The sequence below is a fragment of the Alkalibacillus filiformis genome, assembly GCF_030814115.1.
Classification (GTDB): Bacteria; Bacillota; Bacilli; order Bacillales; family Alkalibacillaceae; genus Alkalibacillus; species Alkalibacillus filiformis.
Genome location: NZ_JAUSUP010000006.1, coordinates 85,770 through 110,685, shown reverse-complemented (window position 1 = coordinate 110,685; position 24,916 = coordinate 85,770). Strand labels below are relative to the sequence as shown.

The 24,916-nt window shown below is 38.6% G+C and carries 15 protein-coding genes, 9 tRNA genes and 1 rRNA gene; 21 read left to right on the top strand and 4 right to left on the bottom strand.

Annotated elements, in window-relative coordinates; all coding sequences use genetic code 11:
• The 19 genes from rrf to J2R98_RS10415 all read left to right on the top strand — a co-directional run.
• Positions 1–90, top strand: a 5S ribosomal RNA gene (rrf, locus tag J2R98_RS10505); the annotation flags it as partial.
• A gap of 94 nt (positions 91–184) precedes the next feature.
• A tRNA-Asn gene (locus J2R98_RS10500) sits at positions 185–259 on the top strand.
• 3 nt (positions 260–262) lie between these two features.
• A tRNA-Thr gene (locus J2R98_RS10495) sits at positions 263–335 on the top strand.
• 19 nt (positions 336–354) lie between these two features.
• Positions 355–426: transfer RNA gene (locus J2R98_RS10490), tRNA-Glu, on the top strand.
• 31 nt (positions 427–457) lie between these two features.
• Positions 458–533: transfer RNA gene (locus J2R98_RS10485), tRNA-Val, on the top strand.
• 12 nt (positions 534–545) lie between these two features.
• Positions 546–622, top strand: a tRNA-Thr gene (locus tag J2R98_RS10480).
• A 6-nt stretch (positions 623–628) separates the two neighbouring features.
• Positions 629–714, top strand: a tRNA-Tyr gene (locus tag J2R98_RS10475).
• A gap of 6 nt (positions 715–720) precedes the next feature.
• A tRNA-Gln gene (locus J2R98_RS10470) sits at positions 721–795 on the top strand.
• A 21-nt stretch (positions 796–816) separates the two neighbouring features.
• Positions 817–892: transfer RNA gene (locus tag J2R98_RS10465), tRNA-Lys, on the top strand.
• Between the two features lie 16 nt (positions 893–908).
• Positions 909–984 (top strand) — tRNA-Ala (locus tag J2R98_RS10460).
• Positions 985–1,216: 232 nt separating this feature from the next.
• A complete protein-coding gene (gene rocF / locus J2R98_RS10455; protein WP_307068759.1) occupies positions 1,217–2,119 on the top strand; it encodes an arginase in 903 nt (300 codons plus the stop codon).
• Positions 2,120–2,290: 171 nt separating this feature from the next.
• On the top strand, positions 2,291–2,857 hold the full coding sequence (locus J2R98_RS10450; protein WP_307068757.1) for a sigma-70 family RNA polymerase sigma factor: 567 nt from the start codon (positions 2,291–2,293) through the stop codon (positions 2,855–2,857).
• Positions 2,858–3,012: 155 nt separating this feature from the next.
• Entirely contained in the window at positions 3,013–3,834 is an 822-nt protein-coding gene (gene cdaA / locus J2R98_RS10445) for a diadenylate cyclase CdaA (RefSeq protein ID WP_307068754.1), read from the top strand.
• Positions 3,827–5,065: a CdaR family protein gene (locus J2R98_RS10440; protein WP_307068753.1), complete on the top strand. Its 1,239-nt coding sequence runs from the start codon at positions 3,827–3,829 to the stop codon at positions 5,063–5,065. The genes cdaA and J2R98_RS10440 overlap by 8 nt, the downstream gene beginning before the upstream one ends.
• Before the next feature lie 46 nt (positions 5,066–5,111).
• Positions 5,112–6,467, top strand: coding sequence for a phosphoglucosamine mutase (gene glmM, locus J2R98_RS10435; protein WP_307068751.1), 1,356 nt, complete (start codon positions 5,112–5,114; stop codon positions 6,465–6,467).
• A 399-nt stretch (positions 6,468–6,866) separates the two neighbouring features.
• Complete coding sequence (gene glmS, locus J2R98_RS10430; protein ID WP_307068750.1) at positions 6,867–8,669, top strand: glutamine--fructose-6-phosphate transaminase (isomerizing); 1,803 nt, start codon at positions 6,867–6,869, stop codon at positions 8,667–8,669.
• Positions 8,670–8,834: 165 nt separating this feature from the next.
• Positions 8,835–9,347 carry a GNAT family N-acetyltransferase gene (locus J2R98_RS10425; protein WP_307068748.1) on the top strand — a complete coding sequence of 171 codons (513 nt, stop codon included), beginning with the start codon at positions 8,835–8,837 and terminating at the stop codon, positions 9,345–9,347.
• Positions 9,348–9,458: 111 nt separating this feature from the next.
• Complete coding sequence (locus tag J2R98_RS10420) at positions 9,459–9,641, top strand: hypothetical protein (protein ID WP_307068746.1); 183 nt, start codon at positions 9,459–9,461, stop codon at positions 9,639–9,641.
• Positions 9,642–9,783: 142 nt separating this feature from the next.
• Complete coding sequence (locus J2R98_RS10415; RefSeq protein ID WP_307068744.1) at positions 9,784–10,308, top strand: GrpB family protein; 525 nt, start codon at positions 9,784–9,786, stop codon at positions 10,306–10,308.
• A 38-nt stretch (positions 10,309–10,346) separates the two neighbouring features.
• Here J2R98_RS10415 and J2R98_RS10410 read toward each other — a convergent pair whose 3' ends face one another.
• The 3 genes from J2R98_RS10410 to J2R98_RS10400 all read right to left on the bottom strand — a co-directional run bounded on the left by J2R98_RS10410 (position 10,347) and on the right by J2R98_RS10400 (position 13,343).
• Positions 10,347–11,504 (bottom strand): MFS transporter, encoded by a 1,158-nt coding sequence (locus tag J2R98_RS10410; protein WP_307068741.1) that lies wholly within the window; start codon positions 11,502–11,504, stop codon positions 10,347–10,349.
• Between the two features lie 53 nt (positions 11,505–11,557).
• Positions 11,558–12,211: an SDR family oxidoreductase gene (locus J2R98_RS10405; protein WP_307068739.1), complete on the bottom strand. Its 654-nt coding sequence runs from the start codon at positions 12,209–12,211 to the stop codon at positions 11,558–11,560.
• Between the two features lie 109 nt (positions 12,212–12,320).
• On the bottom strand, positions 12,321–13,343 hold the full coding sequence (locus J2R98_RS10400) for a DUF3231 family protein (RefSeq protein ID WP_307068737.1): 1,023 nt from the start codon (positions 13,341–13,343) through the stop codon (positions 12,321–12,323).
• Between the two features lie 148 nt (positions 13,344–13,491).
• Here J2R98_RS10400 and J2R98_RS10395 point away from each other — a divergent pair, with 148 nt between their 5' ends.
• Both J2R98_RS10395 and J2R98_RS10390 read left to right on the top strand, forming a co-directional pair.
• Complete coding sequence (locus J2R98_RS10395; protein ID WP_307068736.1) at positions 13,492–14,625, top strand: YibE/F family protein; 1,134 nt, start codon at positions 13,492–13,494, stop codon at positions 14,623–14,625.
• A complete protein-coding gene (locus J2R98_RS10390) occupies positions 14,622–15,398 on the top strand; it encodes a YibE/F family protein (protein WP_307068735.1) in 777 nt (258 codons plus the stop codon). Before J2R98_RS10395 ends, J2R98_RS10390 begins: the two co-directional genes overlap by 4 nt.
• Before the next feature lie 52 nt (positions 15,399–15,450).
• Here J2R98_RS10390 and J2R98_RS10385 read toward each other — a convergent pair whose 3' ends face one another.
• The gene (locus J2R98_RS10385; RefSeq protein ID WP_307068733.1) at positions 15,451–24,633 is read right to left on the bottom strand and encodes a carboxypeptidase regulatory-like domain-containing protein; all 9,183 of its coding nucleotides are present in this window, start codon (positions 24,631–24,633) and stop codon (positions 15,451–15,453) included.
• Between the last annotated feature and the right edge of the window lie 283 nt (positions 24,634–24,916).

Below are 24,916 nucleotides of genomic sequence, written 5' to 3'. Positions count from 1 at the left end.
ACCTGTTCCCATGCCGAACACAGAAGTTAAGCTCTCTAGCGCCGATGGTAGTTGGGGTTCTTCCCCTGTGAGAGTAGGACGCCGCCGGGCAGTTAAATTACCCTTGACTACAACATTTAAATATACTAATATGTATATGGATTTTGGATAAAATAGTTTTCAGGGTATTATTTTTGCTTATTATTCCAGCGTAGCTCAGAGGTAGAGCAGTTGGCTGTTAACCAATTGGTCGCAGGTTCGAATCCTGCCGCTGGAGCCATATGCTTCCTTAGCTCAGTCGGTAGAGCGCATCCATGGTAAGGATGAGGTCACCGGTTCAAGTCCGGTAGGAAGCTTTGTGGAGAGTTGTTATACGGCCCATTGGTCAAGTGGTTAAGACACCGCCCTTTCACGGCGGTAACAGGGGTTCGAATCCCCTATGGGTCATTTTACATATTCATTGCACCGTGTGTGCTTTGGAGGATTAGCTCAGCTGGGAGAGCACTTGCCTTACAAGCAAGGGGTCGGTGGTTCGAGCCCGCCATCCTCCACCATCTAACTTTATTGCCGACCTAGCTCAATCTGGCAGAGCAACTGACTTGTAATCAGTAGGTTGGGGGTTCGAGTCCCTCGGTCGGCACCAGTAGTTGGAGGGGTAGCGAAGTTGGCCAAACGCGGCGGACTGTAAATCCGCTCCCTTTGGGTTCGGCGGTTCGAATCCGTCCCCCTCCACCATCTTATTGGGCCATAGCCAAGCGGTAAGGCATCGGGTTTTGGTCCCGTGATTCCCAGGTTCGAATCCTGGTGGCCCAGCCATATATAGTTTAGTGCAAGTTAGAGCCATTAGCTCAGTTGGTAGAGCATCTGACTTTTAATCAGAGGGTCGGAGGTTCGAATCCTCCATGGCTCACCATTTACATAAGAGACAAGGGGCCTTAGCTCAGATGGGAGAGCGCCTGCTTTGCACGCAGGAGGTCAGCGGTTCGATCCCGCTAGGCTCCACCATATCATTGATTTAAAGTTGTTTCCTGGTTTGGGAAGCAACTTTTTTTATATTGTAGACTTATGCTAGGAGTTAATTCAACTTGATTTGCACAAACTAAGATTGGTATAGTGAAGTGAAATGAAATATATTGCTGAAAGCGTATTTATTTTGCATAAATATTCACTTTTTTGTCCAGTTGAACCATTGAGATAATGAATATAAAATGACTTCAGGTTAAAAGGAGGCATTTAGATGAAAAATAGAATAGGGATTGTCGGAGCTCCAATTACAATTGCACAGCCGAACTATGGCGTTGACCTAGGTCCAAATGCTATTCGGTATGCTGGTTTACATAAACGCTTAGATGGGCTAAATGTAAACTTTAAAGATTATGGAAATATCGATATAGAAAACGTGGGAACTAACGAAAAAGACTCCAAAACAAATCTAAAAAACTTAAAAGAAGTTGTTAATGGAAACCAAAAAATTGCAGATGAAATAAAGGTGATTAAATCTAGGGGAGATTTCCCGTTAATTTTAGGTGGGGATCATAGTATAGCCATAGGAACTATTTCTGGTCTGTATAATCATTATAAAGATTTAGGGGTTATTTGGTTTGACGCCCATGCTGATTTAAATACTGGCGAAACTTCTCCATCAGGTAATATTCACGGTATGTCACTAGCAGCTAGTCTAGGGGAAGGGCATAAAGATCTTACATCGATTAATGGAGAAGGTCCTAAAGTTAGGCCTGAACATACTGTTATTATTGGTGCTCGTTCTATTGATGAAGGTGAAAGGGAATTTATAAAAGAGCGTGGTATACAAGTATATACTATGCGTGATATTGAGAAACTTGGTATGGATACTGTGATGAAAGAGGCAATAGATTATTTAAGCAATAGGGTAGATGGGGTACATTTAAGTCTTGATGTTGATGGAATCGATCCTTTACATACACCAGGAACAGGCACACCCGTTGTTGGAGGGCCATCGTATCGAGAAACATTTCATGCGATGTCAGCCTTGTACGATTCTCAAATTCTTACTTCGGTTGAAGTGGTAGAAGTCAACCCTTTATTAGACAACAAGAATAAAACAGCAGAAGTCGCTGCAGATATGATTGCAGCTGTATTTGGTGAGAAATATATTTAATTAGTAAAAAGCTTCGTTTCGTTATGAAATGAAGCTTTTTGCACTCTTTAAGAGTTTATACGGCCCTAAATTTTCGAACAGACATAAAAATCCTTCCTAAAATGTAATATGAAATTATTGGTAAATGTTGTATAATATTAGTGATTGAATGAATAGAGGAGAAGGATATCAGTGTCTAACCAGGGGGATCATATAGTAAATAACTCGGAGTTGGTGTTGTATGAGGAAATCTTAACAACTTATGACAGTGATTTATTTCGCCATTGTTATAAGATTTTAGGGTGTTTTTACGATGCTGAAGAAGTTACACAAGAAACTTTTCTAAAAGTATATCAAAACCTATATAAGTTTAAAGAAATTAAACAGGTTAAGCCTTGGCTTTTTAAAATTGCTACTAATCTTTGTATCGACAAAATGCGCAAGAAAAAGCCACTCGCGATTCTTGACCAAGCCATTAAAGGTTCTGAGTATGCTACCCGATTGGATCAAGTTGAAGGTCAAGCACTTAACCCAGAACAATCTGTCATTACAAACGAACGGGATGAGCAAATTTGGGATTACATAAAAGCACTACCACCGAAGTATCGCTCTGTTATATTACTTAGATACTTCCAAGAGTTCTCGATTAATGAAATATCTATAACACTTAATATTCCAGTTGGAACAGTAAAGACTAGAATATATAGAGGGAAAGAGGTTTTGAAGAAGAAATTCGTTAATGGGAAAACGCTAGTTTAGAATGGTCTGAATTAGCGTTTTTATAATTGAATCATTACAAAAGAAAAATAGGAATTTAATCAACTTACATTTATTTAAGTCAATATAAAATGTGATATAATGAAAACAGTTTAAAAAGCTTCTAATGAATATAAGTGCGTGAAGGAAGTGTAGGCATGTCGTGGGAAGAATTAGATCTCATACAAGTGCTTAGAATCGTCGTTGATATAGCATTAGTATGGTTTGTTATATATAAATTATTTTCAGTTATAAGAGGGACGAAAGCCGTTCAATTGTTGAAAGGGATTTTCGTCGTATTAGGTATATGGTTTTTTAGTTCAATTTTAGAGCTTAAAACTGTTCAATGGTTAGTTTATCAAGCGATAACATGGGGTTTTCTTGCTGTTATTATCTTGTTCCAGCCGGAAATTCGACGTGCATTAGAACAACTTGGACGAGGGAGCTTCTTTGCGAGAAATACCCAATCTGAAGAGAAAGCAATCCACGAAACGATCGATGCAATTGTTAAATCGTGTAATTATATGAGTAAAAGAAGAATCGGTGCTCTAATTACAATTGAGCGTGAAACAGGTATGAGTGAATATGTTGAAACGGGTGTTGACGTTCATGGCAAGTTAACGAGTGAGCTATTAACGAATATATTTATTCCGAATGCGCCATTACATGATGGAGCTGTAATTATTAAAGGCGATGAAATTGTGGCGGCAGCTTGTTATTTACCGTTAAGTGAAAGTCCTTTTATTTCAAAAGAATTAGGGACAAGACACAGAGCAGCTATGGGTGTCAGTGAAGTAACAGACGCTTTAACATTAATCGTTTCAGAGGAGACTGGAAATATATCTGCCACCAAAAATGGTGAACTTCATCGAAAACTTGATGAAGATGATTTACGTAAATTATTAATGAAAGAGTTAAACCCTGCTGAAGGTACGTCTTCATCAAAGTCGTGGAGTTTGAGGGGGAAGCGAAATGGATAATTGGATTAAAAGCCCGTGGTTTACAAGAATCGTATCACTATTTCTAGCCATTTTGCTTTACACAACAGTAGCAATTGATGAAGCAAATACATCTCGATCAAACGATATCTTTCTTCCAACAGGTTCATCAGATGTGGAAACGATGGAAAACGTACCATTACAAGTTGATCTAGATGAAGATGATTATGTCGTAAGGGGTGTTCCTGATACGGTTAATGTGACAGTTGAAGGTCCGCGTAGTGTTATAACTCAAACGGTACGACAGCGTAATTTTGATGTGTTTATTGATTTAAATGAGCTAGGACCTGGCCAACATGAAGTTGATGTTTTGCATGCTGGTATATCCAATCAATTGTCTGTTTATATTGAACCTAGAACAGTAGATGTTACCATCGAGGAACGTTCAACTGTGTCATTTCCAGTTGAAGTGGACTTTTTCGGTCATGATGAATTAGGTGAGACTGATGCGTTTGCTAGTGAGCCAGTTGTCGCGCCAGAAGAGGTTGATATTACAGGTTCGAGTGCGGAAGTGGAACGAATTGCGATGGTAAAAGCTATTGTCGGCCTAACAGAACTAGCAGAAGATGGAGTAGTTAATGATGCTCCAATTCGTGTTTATGATGCACAGGGTAATGAATTAAGTGTTTATGTCGACCCATCAACAGTTTCGGTTGAAGCGGATGTATCGATTAATGATAAGCGTTATCCGTTAACATATGAGTTAACTGGAGAATTAGATGACAGCTTGGTACTTCAAGGGGTTAATTTAAATCCTGTTTCCGCTACTTTATACGGTAGTCTTGAACGTTTAGATGAGATTAATATGCTAGAGCCTTTAGAAATAGATTTAAGTGAAATTGAAGAGACGACCTTATTAGAAGTTGATGTGCCTGTACCATCTGGTATTACTAGAGCAGAACCTGAAGCAGTTGAGGTAGAGGTTGCAGTAGAAGAAGCGATCGAAGACACATTAGAAGACGTTGAAATAGAAGTTGACAACTTAGAAGACAACCAAGAAATCACTTTCATTGACCCAGAAGAGGCTTTAATTGATGTCAATGTAATTGGAACTCAAGGTGATTTGGACGATTTAAGTTCAGATGATATAAGAGTTTGGATTGATGTTGATGGTCAAGTAGAAGGTGAATTTTATGCGGATTTACAATTAGATGGCCCTGAAGGTATTAGACTTTCTACAGAAGAAGAACGAGTAAGGGTCAGAATCGAATAGATCTTGACGAATGATATGATGGAATGAATGAAGGAGCGGAATGATCATGGGAAAATACTTCGGGACAGATGGAGTACGTGGGGTAGCTAACACAGAATTAACACCAGAGCTAGCCTTCAAATTAGGGCGCTACGGTGCCTACTCACTAACGAAAGATGCAACAGAGAAAGCAAAGCTACTAGTTGGACGTGATACACGTATATCAAGTGAGATGCTTGAAGGTGCTTTAGTAGCTGGAATTCTATCTGTTGGTGTAGATGTCATGCGCCTAGGTGTAATATCGACTCCTGGTGTAGCTTATTTAACGAAAGCTTCAGGTGCTCAAGCAGGTGTCATGATTTCAGCATCTCATAACCCAGTAGAAGATAACGGCATTAAATTTTTCGGCGAAAGCGGATTTAAACTTAATGACGAACAAGAACATGAAATTGAAAACTTACTTGATGCGGAAACTGATGACTTACCAAGACCGATCGGAACAAATGTAGGACAATCAATGAATTACTTTGAAGCGGGTCAGAAGTACTTGCAACATTTAAAGCAGACGGTTGATACAGACTTTGAAGGTATGAAGATTGTTATTGATTGTGCCCATGGAGCTACTTCATCACTAGCATCACATCTGTTTGCAGACCTTGAGGCAGATCTAGTATCTATAGGTTCATCACCAGATGGTACTAATATTAATGACGGTTATGGCTCAACAAGCCCAGACAACTTGCGTCAAGCTGTTATTGAACAAGGCGCAGATATTGGTTTAGCCTTTGATGGTGATGGGGACCGTCTAATCGCTGTAGATGAAAAAGGTAATGTCATCGACGGGGATAAGATTATGTATATTTGCGGTAAGTTCCTTAAGCAACAAGGGCGTCTGAAAAAAGATACCGTTGTAACGACTGTCATGAGTAATATCGGACTTTACCGTAAGTTTGATGAGTTAGGTATTGATACAGTGAAAACATCTGTTGGCGACCGTTACGTCATGGAAGAAATGTTAGCCAATGACTTTAACTTAGGTGGTGAACAGTCTGGTCACATTATCTTCTTAGATTACATTACGACAGGTGACGGCATGTTATCTGCATTACAGTTACTAAATGCTATGCACGAAACGAAAAAGCCGTTATCTGAATTAGCCGAGGAAATGCAGAAGTTCCCTCAAGTTCTACAAAATGTTCGTGTTGTGAATAAGCATGAAGTTCATCTTGATCAAACAGTTCAAGAATCAATCGATCGAGTAGAAAGTGAGCTAGATGGTAAAGGGCGCGTGTTAGTTCGCCCGTCAGGAACAGAGCCAGTCGTCCGAGTAATGGTTGAAGCTCCAACGAAAGACGATTGTGAGAATTATGTTGCACAAGTTTCTAAAGTTATAGAAGAAACATATGGCTTAAAAGATGCATAGAATATAATAAGCATGAGGGATGAAATTCATTCCTTGTGCTTCACTCTTTCAACAGTAGTAATTGACCTGTTTTACAAATATAAGTAAAATAGGAACAGTCAGTTTTATTCAAGAATAGAAAGGAGCGTAGAGTGAAAGTATATTTTTAAAGCGCCAGGGCTATTCTCAGGACGGAGAAGAGAAATAGTTGACGAGGAGGAGGTTTAATCGAGTATTCGGCGGATGCCTCCCGGTTGTAGCACCTCAACTGTAGAGTTAGAAGTGAAAACATAGAGGCAACTCTATGCACAACCACTTCTTACAAGGTGTATAAATAACTAACACGAGAAAGGGGCAAACAATCGCCCCTTGTAAAGGAATGCATTTGTTTGCCTCTTTCAAAATAGGAGGTAACACATTATGTGCGGAATTGTAGGATATATCGGGAATCAAGATGCAAAAGAAATCCTTTTAGCAGGTTTAGAGAAATTAGAGTATCGTGGGTATGACTCAGCAGGTATTGCAGTACGAAGTGAAGAGGATACAGATTTATTCAAAGTGAAAGGGCGTATTGCAAACTTACGTGAAGCTGTTGATGAATCGGTATCAGCTAACATCGGTATTGGACATACACGTTGGGCAACTCACGGTGAGCCAAGCGAAACGAATGCTCACCCTCACCAAAGTACTTCAGGCAGATTCACTTTAGTTCACAACGGTGTTATTGAAAACTTTGAAGAACTAAAAAGTGAGTACTTGCAAGATGTTAACTTTGTAAGTGAAACAGATACAGAAGTGATCGTCCAACTAATTGAGCAATTTGAAAAGGAAACAGGTAACGCGCTTGAAGCGTTCCGTAAAACGGTAAGCTTACTACACGGTTCTTATGCATTAGCTGTATTAGATCGTGATCAGAAAGACACTGTTTTCGTTGCGAAAAACAAAAGTCCATTACTTGTTGGTTTAGGCGAAGAGTTCAACGTTGTTGCGAGTGACTCAATGGCGATGCTTCAAGTAACCGATCAATTTGTTGAGTTAATGGATGAAGAGATTGTATTAGTTGAGAAAGATCGTGTTGAAATTCAAAAGCTTGATGGTACAAAAGTGGAACGTGACCCATTTGTTGCAGAAATTGACGCTAGCGACATTGAAAAAGGGACGTACCCTCATTTCATGCTTAAGGAAATCGATGAACAACCTTTTGTTATGCGTAAAATTATTCAAGAGTACCAAGATGACAATGACCAAATTAAGCTAGACGAAGACGTACGTCAGGCGATGGCAGATTGTGATCGCGTTTATATCATTGCAGCAGGCACGAGCTATCACGCAGGCTTAATTGGTAAAGAGTTTTTAGAAAAGATTGCGCAAGTTCCAACAGAGGTTCACATCGCAAGCGAATTCTCATACAACATGCCATTACTATCTGAGAAGCCATTATTTGTCTTTATTTCACAAAGTGGTGAAACAGCAGACTTACGTTCAGTATTAGTTGAAACAAATAAATTAGGTCATCCAGCGCTTACGATTACAAACGTACCTGGATCAACCCTTTCTCGTGAATCGAATTACACATTACATTTACACGCGGGACCAGAGATCGCTGTTGCTTCAACGAAAGCATACACAGCACAAATGGCTGTCTTAGCGATCTTAGCTGTTGATACAGCACGCGCTAAAGGTTTAACGTTAGATTTCGATCCGTTAAAAGAATTAGCGATTGTTGGTAATGCAATGGAAACGTTATGTGACCAGAAAGATCAATTAGAGCAAGTTGCACGTGACTATTTATCTACAACACGCAATTGCTTCTTCATCGGACGTGGATTAGATTATTTCGTCGGTTTAGAAGGTGCGCTAAAGCTTAAAGAGATCTCTTACATTCAAGCAGAAGGTTTTGCTGGTGGAGAGTTAAAACACGGTACAATTGCTTTAATTGAAGACGGCACACCTGTCATTGCACTTGCAACACAAGACCATGTCAACAGCTCTATTCGTTCAAACGTCCAAGAAGTTGTAACACGTGGTGCCAATGCATGTATCATTAGCCCTGAAGACCTTTATCGTGAAGGTGATGCATTTGTCATTCCAACAGTGCATCCATTACTAACACCGTTAGTTTCAGTGCTACCATTACAAATTATCTCTTACTATGCAGCGCTACACCGCGATTGTGATGTTGATAAGCCAAGGAATTTGGCTAAGAGTGTTACAGTAGAATAAAAGCCAAAAAGTAGCACCGAGGAGTTCAAGTGGATGTCCTCGGTGCTTATTGTTTAAAATTTTAAATAGTAATTAGCGTTTACTTAGTTTTATAATGTATTCGTTTATATTAATGTATTTGAAAATCTAATCCATAAAAATATAATACATACTAGGAGGATACAAATGGACAACAACCTACAACTGCGCCCACTAGAGAAAGAAGATTTAAATTTCATATACAACATGAGAACTAATCCAAACATCATGGACTATTGGTTTGAAGAACCTTATACAACGAAAGAGAAAATGAACAAGGAGTATGAGAACTCGCTTAATAGTGATTCACACCGATCGTTTATCCTGTATCACGCAAATGAGAGGGTCGGTTATCTTGGGCTTTTTGATATTGATAAGCGTCATCGAAATGCAGAGTTTGCTATTATGTTTGATCCCGCTCACCAAGGTAAAGGTTATGCAGCACAGGCTACAAGACTAACCGTTGAGTATGGCTTTAACCAGTTAAACTTGCATAAGATCTATTTATACGTCGTCAAACATAATGAAAAAGCCATTCACCTTTATGAAAAGGTCGGATTTGAAATTGAAGGAGAGCTGAAAGAGCACTTCTTCGTCGATGGAAGTTACCACGACGCCTTGATGATGGGGTTGCTGAGAAAAGATTATAACAATGAGTAAGCATGGTGGGGTCTATTTAAGGCTTAATATTTTGTCATAACATTTTATGTATATTGTTTTTTCCTCTCCTCAAACTAAGCATAGCGTAAAAATGATGGAGGGATCGACAAGATGAACCGAAACCAAAAACAAAAACAAAGCCAAGATCATAATCAATATCGCAAAACGAAAGAAGAAACAGCGGATGAATTAAATCCAGATGACTTTAATGAGCAGGATGGCAAGCCGAGAAGCGGGCGTTTAAATGATGATATTACAGATGAACTAAATCCAGATGATTTTGATGAAAAATAAAAACAAAGCTCTTCAAATTTAACTGTTTGAAGGGCTTTATTTTACAACTCTATTATACCATAATTTAGAAATAATTATTAGACTACAATTCAAGTAAGAAACCTCTTATGATGGTAATACACCATTATTTAGGGGGTATTTAATGTTAGGGTTAAACAAAGGTGAAGTAAAGCTTGTTCATTACAACCCAGAATGGCCTCAACTATTCCAACGAGAAAAACAACTGCTACAAAAATTGGTAGGAGAACACGTCTTAAGTATTGAGCATATTGGCAGTACAGCTATAAAAGGTTTAAAGGCAAAGCCGATCATTGATCTAGTTGTTGGTCTAAAAAGTTTAGATGATGTTCAATCACTTGGTCTAAAGAGAATGAGTGAAGCGAATTATTACATGTTACAGAAACAAGAGATAGAAGGGAAAATTGTCTTTGCAAAGTTTCCTTATATAGAAGACGAGGATTATACGAAGACTCATTATCTCCACGTTGTTGAGTATAATGGTGATTGGTGGAATGCACACATTCAATTTCGAGACCGACTGAATACTGACCGATCCCTTGCTAAAGAGTACGAAGCACTTAAACTTAAGTTAGCAAAGGAGCACGCTAAAGATGTGATCGCTTATGCTGAAAGCAAAGAAACGTTTATCCAATCGGTTCTAAAATAATAAACTAAAGGCTGTCTCAATAGCGAGACAGCCTCTTTTTAGGCTCTTCTTACATTTAGTATTACGTGATATATTATGATTAATACCGTTCCAACTAAAGCAAAGACGCCTAATACAGTATAAAGTGCATTAGCACTATAGTGATCAATAATAGGTCCACCCATAAGTGATCCAATAATACCAGATACACCGAAAAAGACAGTGTGGAACATGAGGTGACCTGTTCCTTGGACAACCTTTGGAATAAGTCTTGTAATATAATCGAATGCTGCTAAATAAAGAACAGCAAAAGTTAGACCATGTAGGAACTGTAGTCCGATTACAACCCAAGGGTCGTGGATTACGCCAAATAAAAACCAACGAATGGTATAAAGGACTCCCGCTACAATAATGAACATTAGCGTGTGATATTTCTTAAACCAGAAAGCAGCTGTTGCAAATATAGCAGCTTCACTGATCACACCAACAAACCATGATATACCGAGCAAGCTTTCAGTTCCGCCTAATTCAACGATATAAATTCCGATAAAGCTATCACTCGTACGATGTGAGATTGTAATGAACATAATAAATAGCAAGAATAACATTAAGCGTTTGTTCTGAAAAAGTAGTTTAACACTTTTAAGGCTAACCGATTCTTTAGAAGGTTCTGCATCTGTCAGTCGAAAAGCAACTAAAAGAGCAAATGAGCCAAACAGTAAGTAAGGCCAAATAATGTTATCTATTCCAGCCCACGTTAAGTACTGACCAGCAAGGAGTGCAGACACAGCAAAACCAATTGACCCCCACGTTCTGATCGTTCCAAATGAAATTGAGAGCTCATCTGCACGACGTTGGGCTAAACTATCACCAAACGCCCCAACAGGTGCAGAGAAGAAATACATAAAGAAAGCAAAGGTCAGAATTAGCCCTAAGCTATAAACATTAAAAAAGACGATACTGAATAACAGTAAAGCCGTTAATAAAATAATTAAAATGCGTTTAACGGTCTTGAACTTATCACTCATATAGCCCCAAAATGGCTCAGAGATTAGTGCTGCTAAAGGACCGATTGCCAAAACCCAACCGATTTCAGTACCGCTCAACTCTAACTCTTTTTTTAAATATATTGGTATAAAACTTAGTATAATGGTATTTGTCGCAAAAAACGCGAATAAAAACGATTTTAGCGGTGTTAATGATTTGTTTTGTGACATAGAATATCTCCATTGCTTGTTTTCCTATGTCATCATATCATTTATGAAGCAAATTAAACAGTTTTAATTGCGTCTTCAATGGCTTGGTTGCCCTTAATGGCTTTAAAAGATTTGCCGATCGTATTGTCATTTTCTAAAGCTGCTTTAATGACTTTAGCGACATCTTCACGTGGCACTTCTGTTGGTTCACTTTTCCCAGATAAGCTGACTTGTCCTTTTCCGTCGTCATTCGTTAAAATGCCTGGGTGAACAATCGTGTAATCAAGGTTAGTGTCTTTTAGCCATTCGTCAGCATAGTGTTTGGCTGCAACGTATGGCGCAAAAGATTCTGGAGCTGATTGAATCGCTTCACGTGTCGTATCAAATGAGCTAACCATAATAAAGCGCTTTACATTTGCTTGTTTAGCAGCTTCAATTGTTTTAACAGCACCATCTAAATCAATCATGATTGTCTTATCTTTCCCAGTATGTGGACCTGATCCTGCTGTGAACACAATGGCATCAACATCTTCTGCGGCTTTCTTTATATCTTCAATTTCTCCTTCTAAATCCGCGACAGCTACATCTGCACCTAGATCCTTGAAAAACGAAGCTTGATCTTTCTTTCTAATCATTGCTTTTGCCTCTAGTTGATCACTCTCTTGAATGGACGCGACTAAGTGTTTTCCAATTTGACCGTTTGCTCCAACGACTAAAACTTTTTTCATATTCTCACCCTTTCATCATAATCATCTACCTTAATCGTATAAAGAATTTAAGTCTAATGTCTATTAATAAGCTTACAGAAAAATAAGGAGATGGGTTGAAAGCATCTCCTTAATGTTCATCTTTCTTTTTAGTTAAGATTTTTTTATCGATTGTACCTGGTGGCTCTTCTAACCAGTTGTTTTTGATCATTAGTTCCGCTCCATCTAAAGCGTATCTTGCGACTTCAACTGCTAAACGTTCGTAGTTAACGATTAAGTCAAGACGTTGACTAGCCGCAGTAGCTGTTGCATAGTTCCCTATACCTGCGCTACTTAAAAGTGCATTGTGGAACATATTCAATTTATCTGAGAAAGGTGGCGTCGTTGAGTCTGTGACGCCGATATCTGAGGAATTCGGTGGCGTAATGTCATCATTTGTTAAGTTTTTAGTAAAGATTTCGATATGTTTTTGAGATATTTCTTTACCTCTACTCATCCATTTTTGAACTTTCTCGTTCGATGAAGTTTGGGCAAAGCTTTGTGATAACTTACTGCCGATTGTGTTCGTGTGAACGTTCATAAACAAATGAGAAATTTCTACAGTATTTAATGGGCGCTTTTGGCTTAAAGGGTTGAGTCCACTTAAATAAGATTTACTATCGACAAAATCAGTTGAGGTTGGATAGTTTACATAAGGTGGTCTAACAAAAATACCTTTATCTAACATTGTTTGCGTTGATCTGTCATACAAATCAGAGGAGTCTTGTAGACATTCCATATAGTAACTTCTGATGTCCTTACGTGCGCTCATCGAAATGAATCCACCATAAGAAACTAATCCTACTCTGGCCATTTGGTTAATATAAGTTAACATAAATTGATCTGTGTAAAGTCTAGCTGCATTTAAATTCACATCGTTCTCATACGTAAAAGCTTTAGGTAAAGGGAGTTTTTCAGATTTAAACAAGTCCGTTAAAGTTTGAATGTGTTGAGTTGATAAGTCTAATGAGAACTGTACGACCTCTTTAATATCATCATCTTCAACATGTTGCAGTAAATAGCTTAATACACATTTAGACATACTGTCGTTCATATAAGCAGTCCAAGCACCTGTAATTTCAGATGAAGTTAATTTCGGTTGGTTTTCAATCATAATTAAGCCTCCAAATTGTTATATACCTGTAGTGTTAACAATATAAAGGTGAGTTATGAATAAAGGGTTAATTTCTTTTAAAACATTTTTTGAAGCTCCACAGTTTCTGTGAAATAATAAAAGATAAGAGAATCGTGGAGGTTTTGTTGTGAGAAAGAACAGTGTAAAGCAATTTATGACGAAAAAGCGCATCGCTTTGTACATATTAACCTTTCTTCTAATCATTAGTTCGTTTTGGTTTGTGAATCATAACCATGAGTTTTATGAACGTTCAATCGCTGAAATCGTTGAAGTTGAAACGGTTCAAAGTGAAGAAGTTACAGACCCACATGGTAATGAAGACCAGCTAGTAACACAAAGGTTAGAAGGTGTTATTCAAAATGGTGAGGATCAAGGTGCTGTAATTCAGCTAGATAATGAGTATGCTGCATCACAAGCTTATGATCATGAATATAGTGTTGGGCATGAGTTGTTTGTGTCGGTTGACTCAACGAATGAATCTGAACAGTTAACAGGTTCAATTTTAGATGTTAAACGGGATCATTATACGTTGATGATTGCTTGGGTGTTTATCATTATTTTATTATTAGTTGGTCAAAGGCAAGGTTTTTATTCTGTAGTGAGTTTAGCGATTAATGCTGTCATCATTGCGTTTGCACTAGATTTTTATATTCAAACGGCTAATATTAGTTTACTTATAATTAGTGGGGTTAGTATTGTTTTATTTACCGTTATATCGTTACTTCTAGTTAATGGAAACAATGAAAAAACGTATGCCGCAATAGCTGCCACTTTATTGGGGACATTGTTTTTGTTTGCGGTTACGTCCTTTGTTATGTGGGGGACAGCAGGAGAAGGATTACGTTATGAAGAGATGCAATTTGTTACACGTGCGCCAGAAATGGTGTTTATGGCTGGTGTGTTAATTGGTGCGTTAGGCGCTATTATGGATGTTGCCATTACAATGTCTTCATCATTATTCAATTTATACGAGAAGAATAGCAACATTTCGAATAAAGCTTTAAGAAAATCAGGAATGGATATTGGAAAAGACATTATGGGGACGATGACGAATATTTTGTTCTTTGTTTATATTAGTGGTTCAATTCCAATGATCATCTTGTATTTAAAGAACTCAGCAGCGCTAGGGTTTACGTTAAATATGAATTTAACACTAGAATTAGCGCGAGCACTGGCTGGCGGCATTGGTATTGTCGTTACGATTCCAATTGGTGTTTATTTGACGATCTTCTTTATCAATCGAAAGAGGGCTAGAGTATGAGTGTGTTAGTGTGGTTTGCGATTATTTTATTCATTTTAATGGTTGTGATTGGAGGACAAAAAGGGGCACGGTCATTTATTGCACTGTTTTTCAACTTCGTTATTTTAATCATTTCAATTTTATTTATGGCTGACCCAAATATTGATCCTATTATAGTTACATTAATTGCGACGACGATTTTAAGTTGTGTTAACTTATTTTATATAAATGAAATAAACATTAAAACGAAAACCGCATTCATATCAACAATGGCAACAATCATTGCTTTGCTTTTATTTATTATCTTTATGACTGAAAGCGCAATGATTCAAGGGTTTAGCGAAGAACAAATAGAGGAGATTAAAGGTTTCTCTGTTTACTTAGGGGTTGATTTCGTTAAAATTGCGGCCTCAGTAATTATCATGAGTACAATCGGAGCTATAACTGATGTAGCAATTTCAATTTCTTCTCCAATGCGTGAAATTTATCGACACAACCCTGATCTAAGTAGAAGATCTCTATATCAATCAGGTGTAAGTATTGGAAAAGATATTTTAGGAACAAGTACAAACACGCTTTTCTTTGCATTTTTCGGGGGATACATGGCGCTTCTTATTTGGTTTATGGACCTTAATTATTCGTTTGGAGAAATTGTTAATTCGAAAATCTTTAGTGCTGAAATGGTGACGATTTTAGCGGCGGGTATTGGTGTAGCCCTAGTGATCCCTATAACATCGTGGGTGACGGCATATGTCTTAATAAAGTCTGGTGTAAAAGAGGAAGTAGAAGAGTAAAAAAAGGTCCAACTAGCCTTAGTGACTAGTTGGACCTTTTTGTTACAGTAATTTATAGTTCATCTTTGTCTTGAGATTCTGTTGCATTCTCATCTTGCTCTTCAGCTTCATCATCATAGTCTTCTTTTATTTCTTCACTTTCAACATCTGTTTGATTAGGTTGGTTTCTATTAGGATTTCCAATAATAATCACTTGCAGACGGTCACTCATTTCCGATTGCCCTACTTCATTTTCTGCTTCTGCATACAAGAATGTATTTCCGTTATGGTCAAAGTCGATTGTTGTTTCAAAGATACCTTCATCATCAGAAGTAACCGTTTTGACCAATGACTCATGGTCATCTTTCTTTTCGTAGATGTTGATCGTCACATTAGGGTCTGAAGTTCCAGTGATTTCAACTCCTCGCTCATTTGTACGAATTTGTTCCTCATCAAAGGCTGGCTTTGATGGTTCTTCAAACTCTGTCTCAGCTTCCATAGCATATTGAGCAGATTGTACAAATAGTGTTTTAGCGTCTTCCGTCCAACCATAAGTTGGTGCAATCATGTTAGTTGCAGCAAAAGATGATAATAAAAGATGGATGGATTGTTCGCTACGATACTCATAAGCTATGGCAGTCCCTAAGTCCTCATCATTAACAATAAGGTTAGCAAGATTAGAACCAGGATAGTCCCTAAACGTTGAGTATGGACTTCCTTCTCCGTGTATGACGAAAGAGTCAGGCAAATCATTGAAAATAGGGTGGTCTACCTCACCTAGTTTTAAGATTACTTCACCTTCATCATAACCGTGCTGGTCATGAGTAGGGTATCCAGCATATTGTTCAAGCAAGTGAATCGAACCGTCATTTTGCCCCCAAGTTCCTAAGAACATAACACTGATTTCCAGTTCATCAGTTCGTTCGATTAATTGTTCAACTTGTTCATCATCAGCTTGGTTACTATTGACGACAACGAGTTCGAATTGTTCGATGCGATCTAATACATCCCAACTAACTGATTCAGAGAAAAGGTCATGTTCATTGAGTAAACTTTCTAACTCATGGTTGTGATCGTCAATGACTGCGACAATAATATTGTTAAGCATTAAGTCAATGCTGATTGGTTCTGTTTCCACAGTAACTTCTTTTTCTGAACCGATAAAGCCATCCTTTTCTACACTGACGCTGTATTCACCAGGAAGTAGTTGATCGAAAGTATATTCACCATCTGCATTCGATTGAGTTATTTCTAACTCTTCATCGTCTTTAGTTAGTGTGACAGTCGCTTCTTCAATCGGCTCATTCGTCTCATCATCGATAATGACACCAGAGATTGATGTTCCTTCGATTTCTTCTAATGAGAAGTTTAACTCAACTGTATCGCCTTGTTCTTCAATTGTGACTGATTGAGTTTTCTCATGAAATCCAGTTGCTTGAGCGGTTACTTCATAAGTTCCACTGCCAACGCCTATGCGGTATTCTCCGTTTGCGTTTGTGACAACCTCTAGATCATTGTCTGGAATAGACACGGTTGCCTGTTCAATTGGGTTACCATCTTCGTCTGTTACAGTACCAGTAACTTCGCCCAAGCTAGCGGATATTGCCCAGTCAATCGAATTAGCATAGAGTAATTTTGCTTCATCTGTCCAGTTTGACTCTACATCTGCATAAGTTCCCACTTGTAATCCAGATAGAAGGAGGTGGACGCTATTGGCTGTTCTAAAGTCATATCCAATACCTTCACCTAAACTTCCCTCTTCATTATGCGATATTTGACCAACTGTTGTGCCGCTATAATTGTTATAAACGGCATATTGCTGGTTACTAGAGCCACTTTCTAGAATACTGAATTCTTCTTCTGAAATTCCTGCAAATAAAGGATGTCCCGTTTCTACCGTTAAATTAACGTGGCCTGGGACAAAGCTCCAATTAACAGACTCTGGATTATTGTAAATATCTCTAAGATCAGCAATCGTACCACCGCCGAATTGTGAGGCAAAGATCATACTAATCTCACGTTCATCTGCTTCATCAATTAACTCTTGAAACTCTTCATTACTTATACTAGAAGAGCGGTTGTTGAAGATAATTAGAGCGTATTCATCAATTACTTCTAAAAGTTCTTCGGTATTAGCACTTGAGAAGTAATCGACTTCATAACCAATTTCATCAAACAACACGTCAAAGCGGCTTTGATTAGTCGTTGTCGTTATAACAGCGATTTCTTCTGACTCACTCATATAGAAGTTAGTTGTAACTTCTTCGCCTTTAACAACTTCAACGTTAGAAGTCGTTTGCCCCATATATCCAGGTGCGTTTGCGCGAACATCGTATTCGCCAACTGGCGCAACAGCTTCATAATAACCATTCTCATCAGCCTCAACTTCAATCGGTGTACCGAGTAAGCTAATCGTAGCTCCTGGAATGCTTTCTTCAGTTTGTGAATCATATACTGTACCACTTATGACACCGACATCATTTGACTCTAGTGTAAACACTTCATCATAAACGGAACCGTTATCAATAGTAACTTGGAATTCAGTCGTCTCATGGCCATAAGCTTCGACTAATAAAGTGTAATCACCAGCAGGTAAACCTAAGAAAAATTCACCTTGCTGATCAGTTGTAACAGTTTTCCCTGTTTCTGCTACGGTAATAGTTCCTTGGATTGTTTGGTCTAAGTCATTTTCTAAAGTACCATGTAAGTCTCCAGCTAAAGGTTCCTCATTGTCTAACGCCCAAAGAATGGCATTGTTAATAATTGTTTCTCTGTTTTCATCAAAGTCACCGCCAGGGTGGAATAAGTGGCTAATCGTCATATTACCTAACAGAATCTCGACTGATTCAGAAGTGCGTCCTTTATACGCGACTAAATCACCAATTCTTTCACCCTCAATTTCAACTTGTGCAATGCTTTCGCCGTCATAATCATCAAAGGCATAATAACGGTCAAAACTTGCCTCCATTGGGAATGGGTTTTCAAGCTCAACACCTTCAACAATCGGGTGAGCTTCAGTTGCTATACCGGCAACATTGGAATCTTGTCCAGTTATTTCTGTACCAGGGTTATTCTCGAATTCATTTAGGAAACGAATAGCGCCTCTATCACCGGTGTGACCTGTCCAAATAATAGGTAACTGTTCCTCATCTATCCTTTCAACGAATCGATCAAATTCTTCTTGAGTAGGATTGAACTCATGTCCGTAATCCGAGTTGGCGAAGATTAAATCAACTTCACTAAGCTGATCAAGATCAGTGTATAAAAGGTCTGTTGTGTTATATCCTCTCTCCTCAAGATACTCACTTAACGTTACGCCAGAAGAGGAGGTGTTATCGACAATAATTCCTACAGTAGGGGATGGTTTTAACTCGATGTTTTGTGTTGTAGTTTCCCCTGGTTGTACCTCTACCTCAATTTCTTTTAAGACATGATCTTCAGACTCAAATGTTAATGAGTAAGTTCCAGGTTCGATGTTTTCTAGTGTATAAGCACCTTGAGTATTTGAAATTGTTGATCTTGGAAAACCTTCTAAATTAACCGACACATCTGAAATGGCACTCGCATCCACTTCGCTTTCAATATGCCCTGTAATTGTTCCAGCGTCTTCACTCACTTGCATCGTAATATTTAAAGGTTCGCCATCTTGTCCTGCAGAGGCAGAGACCGTTTTAGTTTCATAACCAAATGAACTGACTTCTAATTCATAATCCCCATCCAAAATAGGAATCGAAAATTCTCCCGAGTTAGGATCTGTCATTTCTTCGATTTCTTCTCCAACAACATGGGTGGTTGCTAGTAACGGTTGTCCATCTTCATCTGTAACTGTTCCATCAATCGTTGAAAATTCAGCATGAGCTGCCCAAATGACTGAGTCGATTAAAAGTTGTTTCGCTTCGTCAGTGTAATGGTCAGCGTGATGCCTAAATGAAAAACCGTGACCAGCCATTAAAAGTTCAACACTTAAATCTGTTCTTGGTTTATAAGCTACTGCAGGACCATATCGATTCGATCCTTGGTGCTGACTTTCTGCGATCGTGTAACCACTATAATTCTCGAAGTACCCAATATTACTATTAGAGGGAACTAATAATTCAATAAACTCTCCTTGTTCATAATTCCTGAACAAGTCATGATCTTCAGTTACGAAATAACCAGATGGATTTGACGTATCACTTACGGTGTCACTATATTCAGGGTCATTTCGATGTTCTACAATAGCTGGAAGTGGAGAAGTTGATGAATCAGTTTCACCGATTATTAGACTAGTTTTTTCTTCATCAGCTAATTTAAATAGTTCATCAATGTCTTCTTCTCCAAATGAAAAGCTACTCATAGCATTAATGAAAATAACATCAAAATCGCCAACACGTTCGTGTACGTTATTGTAAGTTAACTGCTCAACCTCAATGCCATATTCGCTAAATACATGTTGGAAGTTACGACTACTAGAGAAGTAGTCTGCTAACACAGCAATGTCAGGTGTTTCTCTTAATGTTTGATCAATGGTTATAGGGCTTGATTCGACTTCGATGCCAGTAGTTTCAGTTAAGTAGCCCTCTAGTGAAAATGTTAGTTCGTAATCACCTTCATCTAAGTTTAATAGTTCATAGTACCCTGTCTCGTCAGTTTCCGTTTCTGCGATGACTTCATCATCATTAACAGCTTCAACCGCAACGTTTTCCAAGGCGTTAGAAGTGTATTCATTTATGACTGTTCCTGACACGGAACCTCCATCAGTTGATTGCAATTCAGCACTAAACGAAAACGGTGCACCGTGTTCCACTTCAACGTCTAATGTTTCTGTTTCGAATCCTGCTGATCTAATTGTTAACGAATAGTTACCTTCATCATGGTAGAACTGTAATTCTCCATCAGTTTCAAAAGTTTGGTTCGTTTCATCGACCATTACTGTAGCGCTAATTGGATTACCGCTTTGATCTTCAATTGTGCCATTCACTTCACCGAACTCTACATTTTGTAAATATTCGATGCTGTTTAAGAAGGTATTTTGCATATCAGGTAGCCAGCCTTGGTATGGTGATACCCATGGTGAAGCGGCATGTGAAGCGAGTAAAAGGTGTGCGCTATCTTCTGTAATAGCTTTATAACCGACCCCTGTTCCGACCATGCCAAGTTGAGAAGAGCCAATGCTACTAATCTCACGGCCAGAGTATTCATTGAACCAAGCGAAATCTCCACCTTGTTCATAGAGCGTGAGTGTGTCTCCAACATCATACCCGTCAAAGATTGGGTGTGATTCGTCAACTTGCATAGAAACCGTTCCAGAATTGTAAGTGTGAGAGATCTCTTCAGGATCATTATAGTAATCTACTAAATGCCTAATTGACCCGTAACTAGGTCCCCAAGTATCAGCAAATACGATGTGAACATTATTTGCTTCGGCTTGTTCAACTAATTCATTAAAAGTTTCTTCATCTGGCTGCCAACCGCCACTCGTGTAAGCACCATTTAAATAAAGAATGTCATAGCGGTCCAGGTCTTCGGTGACATCCCAATCACGCTCTTCAGCCGCAAATCCGTTCGTGTTTAAAAAGTTGGTTATTTCTGACTCAAAATCATTTAAAACGGCTATATCATAAGGTTGTAAATCGAATTCAAACGAATTGTCTGTACCAGCTGATATCTCAATTTCTTCAGTGATCTCAACATAGCCGTTTAATTGGAGGTTAAGGTCATAACTTCCAGTGTATACTTCTTCTTCATGAAACTCACCATCTGAATTAGTACTACCGTTAATGGGTGTGTTGGTTAAATTTACAGTAACATCTTCAAGTGAATTATTCGTTCGTTCATCTATAACAGTTATTTCAAATGAACCGACCGGTGCATCAGTTAATGTATAAGCCTTTTCGACTTCATATCCTGATACAAAGTCCACGTGTTCATATACTTGTTCTTTGCCATAATACTCAACTTTTACTTCATATTCACCAGGCTGGTGCATTAAAGTAAAGGTCCCATCTTCATTTGCTTCAACCGATTGATCTGTGTCTTTTACACTGACTGTCCCTTCAAGAGGTTGTCCGTCTTCGTCAGTAATCGTACCTGTAAGTATGCCTGGGGACGAATAAGATTGTACGCTAGTAACATTTGGCACGATAACAGTACCAGGTAGTATTAAAGTTCCAGATGTGCTGTAGTTAGGCATATTATATTCATCCATGACCTCACCAGTGTACACATCAATTGCGAAAAATGAACCGTTAGAGTTTGTTAAGAATAAAACACCATTACTACTAACAGCACCATTGTGATAACTTGTTCCATACGACTGGTTACTCCATAATTCTTCACCAGTATTTTTATCAAATGCTCTTAAAATCGGTTGTGCTAAAGAACTTATAATAAGGAGATCTTCATAAACAATCGGTGAACCAGCTTGTGGGTCTCCTAACCCTTGCTGTTGCCATAACACTTCGCCAGATTGAGCATCAATTGCATATAAAGTAGCAGAGCCATGATCTAAGTTTGCACTCGTTACATAGAGTGTTTGGTCTTCGTATACAGGTCTAGATGCAAACCCTTCATTTTGTTCAGTCGTAAACGTCCAAACTTCTTCACCAGTATCAGGGTCAAAAGCGCGTAGTGTCCGATTATCATAGGTACCAACATATAAATAATCGTCACCTAAGGCAGACCCGAAAAATGATGAGCCGCCTAAATCGTTTGCCCATAACGTATCACCACTATTTTTATCCAATGCATATAAAGTTGCATCATCATTAAGACCAGAGCTCACATATATTGTGTCACCTTCAACTATTGGAGATGCATATATAGCAGCTTGTCCGATGAAGCGGCTCCAAATCGTACTCCCAGTTTCTAAATCTAAAGCATAGATTGACTGGTCATCACCGCCAGAAACGTACACAATATTACCCTCAATAGTTGGTGTAGAGCGGTTTGTACTACCAAAACGTACAGCCCAGGATTCTTCACCAGTTTTTGCATCTAAAGCTACAATCCAGCCACGGTCTGTTGTTAGAACAATAGTGTCATTGGTGGCGCTTGGAGTGGAAAAGAGAATTTGTCCACGCGAATCAGTATCGTAAGTCCAATCTAAATCTAAGTTGTTTTCATCAATAACATTTGGTGAGACAGCATTACGCTCATAGTTATGGTTAGCTGTCCTCCAATCCTCATGGCTCATTTGTAATTGTTCATGAACTTCAATTGTAAGATGCTGTTCTTCTGCTAGATTTATAGCTTTTGTTACACCGTCAAATGTTTGACCACTTACTTGTAATTCATAAGTATCGATCGGTAAATGTTCAAAAGAGAAGTGCCCGTTTTGGTCTGTTCTTTCGGTTTGAAGTGGTGTATCTTTTAGTCGAACAAATGCATAAGAGACCGGTTCACCATCTTCATTTAAAACTTCTCCTGTTAAGTTATCTCGTTCAGAAGAAGAAAGAGTCCAGTTCACCTCTGTTGTATCGTCCTTTTCAATGGTGATGTTTGTTTCAAGTGTTTCGTAGCCAAATCCGTCAACAATAACTTCGTGATTACCTTCTTGGATTGTTAAGTCGATGTGACCGTCATCTTCTAGCGTGTAAGTTAAATCTTGTTCCGGTAATTTAATGGTCGCAGGGACTGGCTCTCCTTCTTTATTTAAAACTTGGCCTATTAATTGACCAGAGAAGGCAACTTCAGTAACCGCTTGATGAATATTAATAATTCCATATCCATATAAATCATTTGGAGTTTCACTCATGTGTGGTTCTATTCTAGCTGTTCGTTCAAGGTGATCTTTTATATTATCGATTGTTAAATCTGGGTTAGAACTTAGTAATAGAGCAATTGAGCCAGCTACATGTGGGCTTGCCATAGATGTTCCACTAATGGTGTTGTATTCCCCGCCTGGCCAAGCAGAGTAGATTTCATGTCCAGGTGCAGATATTTCGGGTTTAGTATATCTGACAGTTTCACCGTCATTATTTTCCCAAAATACGGGACCTCGACTCGAGAAGCTTGCGACTTGATCGTGGATGTTTGTGGCACCAACGGCATAAGATTCAGGGAAACTGGCAGGTGAACCAATTGTTTCAGCACCAGGCCCACTATTACCAGCTGAGAAAAGAGGAAAAATACCGGCTGCTACCCATGCTTGTACACCTTCATAAAACTCAGTGTTGTAAGTGTTGTTATTTCCCCAAGAGTTGTTAACGACGTGAGGAGCTTTACTTGGGTCACCGCCAGGGGCTAAAAACCACTCAAAAGCTTCATGAATAGCTGATGTTGTTGTGGCACCGCTGTCATCAAAAATCTTCGCTGCAATCCAATCGGCTTTTGGTGCAACACCAATTGGTTCGCCATCGCCACCGCCAACAGCAGTCCCAGCGACGTGAGTTCCATGTCCATGACCATCAGTTGGGTTGTCATATCCGTGACCTGAAACATCTATCCAAGAATATTCATGATTGCCATCTCGTCCGCGGTAGTTGTGCTTTAAAGCTTCGTGCTCGACTTCAACTCCTGTGTCCATAATTCCAACAACAACTTCTTCACCTTTAATTCCATAGTCTCCCCATACATCAGGAGCTGAAATCTTTTCTAATCCCCATTCAGGAAGCCTAGGTTCAGTTGATTCAATTGTAATTTCTGGGAGTTCGATGACTTTGTCGAGTGTGATTTGGTTAACGTCGTCGTGCTGTTCAATGGTGTCTAAAGCGTCTTTGTCGACAGTAGCAACAATACTATTATTAATCCATAATTGCTTTTGAATTTCGACTTGTTCGTCTGCAGTAGAATGATTAATTTCTCGGATAAAAGATTCTTGTGAGGTTTCTGCTTTCGCTTGGAGGTTTTGTTTAATTGATTCAATTCGTTGCTCGCGAGGTTGATTACTAATTTCTTCATAAAGTGTGTTCATATTTTCTTGCTCAGTTAATCGAATAATGACATCGACTTTTTCGTTTTGTTCTAATTGTGTCTTAATATTAGGGTCAACTTTCGGTGGGGCGTTTGGTCTTTCTTGAGAAGATGGATCTTGCAGGTTAGGTTCGAAACCTAATCCATCGAGGATTGAAGATAAGTCTTCCTCTTCAATGCTGTTAGGTGATTGTTGTTCTTCTTGATAAGCGAGTTCTCGTTCTTGTTCAACAGTTTCATCGTTTTGTGCGATTTCATCTGCTTGAGCAGACATTGTGAACGCACCATTGGAAAGGAAACTCGATGACGTAATCACAATAATGAGTAATAAGTGCAACCATTTATGTCGGTTGAGCTTTTTCATAAATACCCTCCTTAAAATTATAGTCATCCCCTTGGTATAGTACATTCATTAAAGCTCTCAAATCTCCTTCAAGAATGGTTGCAAATGAACCCAAAGTATTACTAATTCATTTTTTAGTAGTGCTATTTATTGATTGAAAAATGTCGTTATTTAAAGCTTTATGGTAATAGTGTGGATTGACGAAGTATTTTGTGGAGAGGTTATCTTAAATGGTTCTTAATGAAATTTGTTATAATAAGTTTAAATAAATTAGTTCAGTTTACCGTGTTATGATAATTAACGG

Excerpts from the sequence above, each read along its gene's own strand:
- rocF (WP_307068759.1), top strand. The coding sequence starts at position 1,217 with ATGAAAAATAGAATAGGGATTGTCGGAGCTCCAATTACAATTGCACAG.
- cdaA (WP_307068754.1), top strand. The coding sequence starts at position 3,013 with ATGTCGTGGGAAGAATTAGATCTCATACAAGTGCTTAGAATCGTCGTT.
- J2R98_RS10440 (WP_307068753.1), top strand. The coding sequence starts at position 3,827 with ATGGATAATTGGATTAAAAGCCCGTGGTTTACAAGAATCGTATCACTA.
- glmM (WP_307068751.1), top strand. The coding sequence starts at position 5,112 with ATGGGAAAATACTTCGGGACAGATGGAGTACGTGGGGTAGCTAACACA.
- glmS (WP_307068750.1), top strand. The coding sequence starts at position 6,867 with ATGTGCGGAATTGTAGGATATATCGGGAATCAAGATGCAAAAGAAATC.
- J2R98_RS10425 (WP_307068748.1), top strand. The coding sequence starts at position 8,835 with ATGGACAACAACCTACAACTGCGCCCACTAGAGAAAGAAGATTTAAAT.
- J2R98_RS10420 (WP_307068746.1), top strand. The coding sequence starts at position 9,459 with ATGAACCGAAACCAAAAACAAAAACAAAGCCAAGATCATAATCAATAT.
- J2R98_RS10415 (WP_307068744.1), top strand. The coding sequence starts at position 9,784 with ATGTTAGGGTTAAACAAAGGTGAAGTAAAGCTTGTTCATTACAACCCA.
- J2R98_RS10410 (WP_307068741.1), bottom strand. The coding sequence starts at position 11,504 with ATGTCACAAAACAAATCATTAACACCGCTAAAATCGTTTTTATTCGCG.
- J2R98_RS10405 (WP_307068739.1), bottom strand. The coding sequence starts at position 12,211 with ATGAAAAAAGTTTTAGTCGTTGGAGCAAACGGTCAAATTGGAAAACAC.
- J2R98_RS10400 (WP_307068737.1), bottom strand. The coding sequence starts at position 13,343 with ATGATTGAAAACCAACCGAAATTAACTTCATCTGAAATTACAGGTGCT.
- J2R98_RS10390 (WP_307068735.1), top strand. The coding sequence starts at position 14,622 with ATGAGTGTGTTAGTGTGGTTTGCGATTATTTTATTCATTTTAATGGTT.
- J2R98_RS10385 (WP_307068733.1), bottom strand. The coding sequence starts at position 24,633 with ATGAAAAAGCTCAACCGACATAAATGGTTGCACTTATTACTCATTATT.